Annotated in this window: 2 protein-coding genes; both read right to left on the minus strand. The window is 33.7% G+C overall.

The window, feature by feature from the left end; all coding sequences use genetic code 11:
• Positions 1-39 precede the first annotated feature (39 nt).
• Positions 40-468, minus strand: coding sequence for an antitoxin VbhA family protein (locus ACXVWB_RS11165; RefSeq protein ID WP_458485386.1), 429 nt, complete (start codon positions 466-468; stop codon positions 40-42).
• Between the two features lie 19 nt (positions 469-487).
• Complete coding sequence (locus tag ACXVWB_RS11170) at positions 488-1477, minus strand: replication initiation protein (protein ID WP_458485387.1); 990 nt, start codon at positions 1475-1477, stop codon at positions 488-490.
• Positions 1478-2475: the final 998 nt, after the last annotated feature.

A 2475-nucleotide genomic window follows, 5' to 3' on the forward strand; every position in this document is an offset into this window, starting at 1 on the left:
AGGCGGTTTTGTTTTATCTACAACATAAAAAAATGTTAGCTAACTACGTAAGTATTCATATTTTTCTTTAATTTTCATAATATCAACAAGCAAAGATTCATAATCTAATTGATTATGATGAGTGCTATAAATATGCTCACGTAGCCCACACAAAAATAATTCATCATTGTTCAAAGAGTCAGAATACGGTAAGTTGCGACTCAAAAAACCTTGAACTTGGGCAATAGCCTCAATCAGAACGTCCTTTTGAATTATGGTTGCCATTCCCCCCTCATCTTCATATTCCAATAAATCAATTTGCTTTTTTAACTCCTCTATCGTTTCAATTTCACCTGAAGCAAATTTGTAAAATAAAGCTTCAGCTTCCTTAGAAGGATATTCTCCCTCCAAAGCAAAACTAGCTAAGGAATTTCTTACATGGTATTCCCTTCTAGCTAAAACTTCTGGCGTTAATTTTTCATCACTCATAAAATCTAAATCCCCTATCTTAAATCTTAACCAACTCACAATCTACAATCTTGTAGCCACGCTTTTTCAATTCATCAACAAAAGTTTTTTTTGTACCTAATTTCGATTTATGGCTTGCGTTGACTGCAAGGAAAACCCAATAAAAACGCAAATCTTCGGGCGGTACATCTTCGATTTTTTGATAAAAATCATCCAAAATCTTTAAACAATCTTTCGCATAAAGGGCATATTCATGCGAACTCATTTTAGGATTTTGCGTATCAAGTTTAACGAAAGAGCCGTATTTGTTTTTATGCGGAAAGTTAGGGCGTTTATTTGCTGTTTTTTCGGTAGATTGAACCGCTTTTTGTGGCTTGATTGTGAAATGTAGGGCGTGAATTGAACGACCACGCTTAATAGGCTTAACATCAACAAGCAGATCAGATTTAGTATTGATTTCAGTAATAGATGGTTCTAATACACGCTGATTAAAATTATTGTATCTATCGTATTTATCTGAAACTTGTAGCCAATCTTTAAGATCTTCTAATTTTATCTCTCGCGTGCCAACGGTTTTATATTGTGAGCATAACTCATAAAGTCGGATCGTGTGTGTACTTGTGAATGCACCAATGTTCACAAGCTCATATTTGGTATAACGAGCCTTTAAGTTAGCAATGTAAGGCAATATTTTTTCGTGAAACTCAATATAAAATCGACCTTCTTTTTTGAAATATACTCTATCCGTTACAAATGCCACTTCGTGCAAAATACGATCATCATTTTGTAAAGTCATCCAACGACTTGAAATTTTTCTAATAGCCTTTTGTACTTGAACATAAGCTATATCAGGATTTACTTCAGGAAAATGTTTACAAAATTCAGCGACAGTAAAATCAAAGCCACGTTTAGGATTAGTTGGATCAAACACACCTAACGTTAATGATAGAACTCTCATCTCATCAAGTGTCATAGAATAACTAGCTTCTACAAAACTATTCGCTTTCGATATAGTTAGTTCATTGCTCATAAATAAACCTTTAAGACTACATTTTTATTGCCATAAGACTACCAATCAAAACAAATGAAGTCAAATACAATAAATTTGTAGTCGTGAAACAATAAATTTGTAGTCGTGAAACAATAAATTTGTAGTCGTGAAACAATAAATTTGTAGTCGTGAAAATCTTGCAAGGCTTGCAAATAAAGGGCTCTTGATAACCGAAAACACTAAAACACTAAAACACTAAAAATATAGAGCCGACAGGCTCTTTTGGGGCTTTCAGCCCTATTTTTTTATCTTTTTACACCAAAAAAAACCAGTTTGAACTTAAATACAACCAAATAATACCTAATAATACTAAATAAAACCTTTTTTATACCTAGATGCTACGTTGGGCATATTAAAAGTTTACTTAAAAGAGTGGGCAAGATATGTAAAGTAGGCCTTATTTTATAAAATAAATCCACTTTACTTGGCTATATTCGCTGTGAGCTCAAATCCTATATCTTGTTCTACGAAGTTATTACACGTTATGTTAGAATATTATTCACATATTGCGGCTTAAAATGCGTTTTTAGCCGTTTTAAAGAGAAGTATGATGAAATGTGTTTAATGCTGAAAAACGCTAAAAAATGCGTTTTTAGGTTGAAATATACGGTGTTCGGGCATACAATTTAGAAAGGTCGGGAACAGATCGCAACTCCGCTCCCTTCCTAGCCGTTAGGCTAATTTATTGAATACTGCAATCAGCAAATCCAGTGTAGCGAAGACTTTAAAGCCGATTGCCCCAACTAGCAAAGCTAGTATTATCAGAGTAATAATTTCTGATGTTTTCACATAAATCACCCCCTTAGTACTACAAGACTAAGCGACTAGGCGATGTGCTACGGCAAATAACACATCGGTCGCCCAGTAGCACAAAAGTGATTTTACCATAAACCGCCTAACAGGCGGTTTTGTTTTATCTACAACATAAAAAAATGTTAGCTAACTACGTAAGTATTCATATTTTTCTTTAATTTTCA

The organism is Haemophilus sp. SZY H53, assembly GCF_054332375.1.

Bases quoted from the DNA above. Each gene is read 5' to 3' on its own strand.
- ACXVWB_RS11170 (WP_458485387.1), bottom strand. From the start codon at position 1,477: ATGAGCAATGAACTAACTATATCGAAAGCGAATAGTTTTGTAGAAGCT.
- ACXVWB_RS11165 (WP_458485386.1), bottom strand. From the start codon at position 468: ATGAGTGATGAAAAATTAACGCCAGAAGTTTTAGCTAGAAGGGAATAC.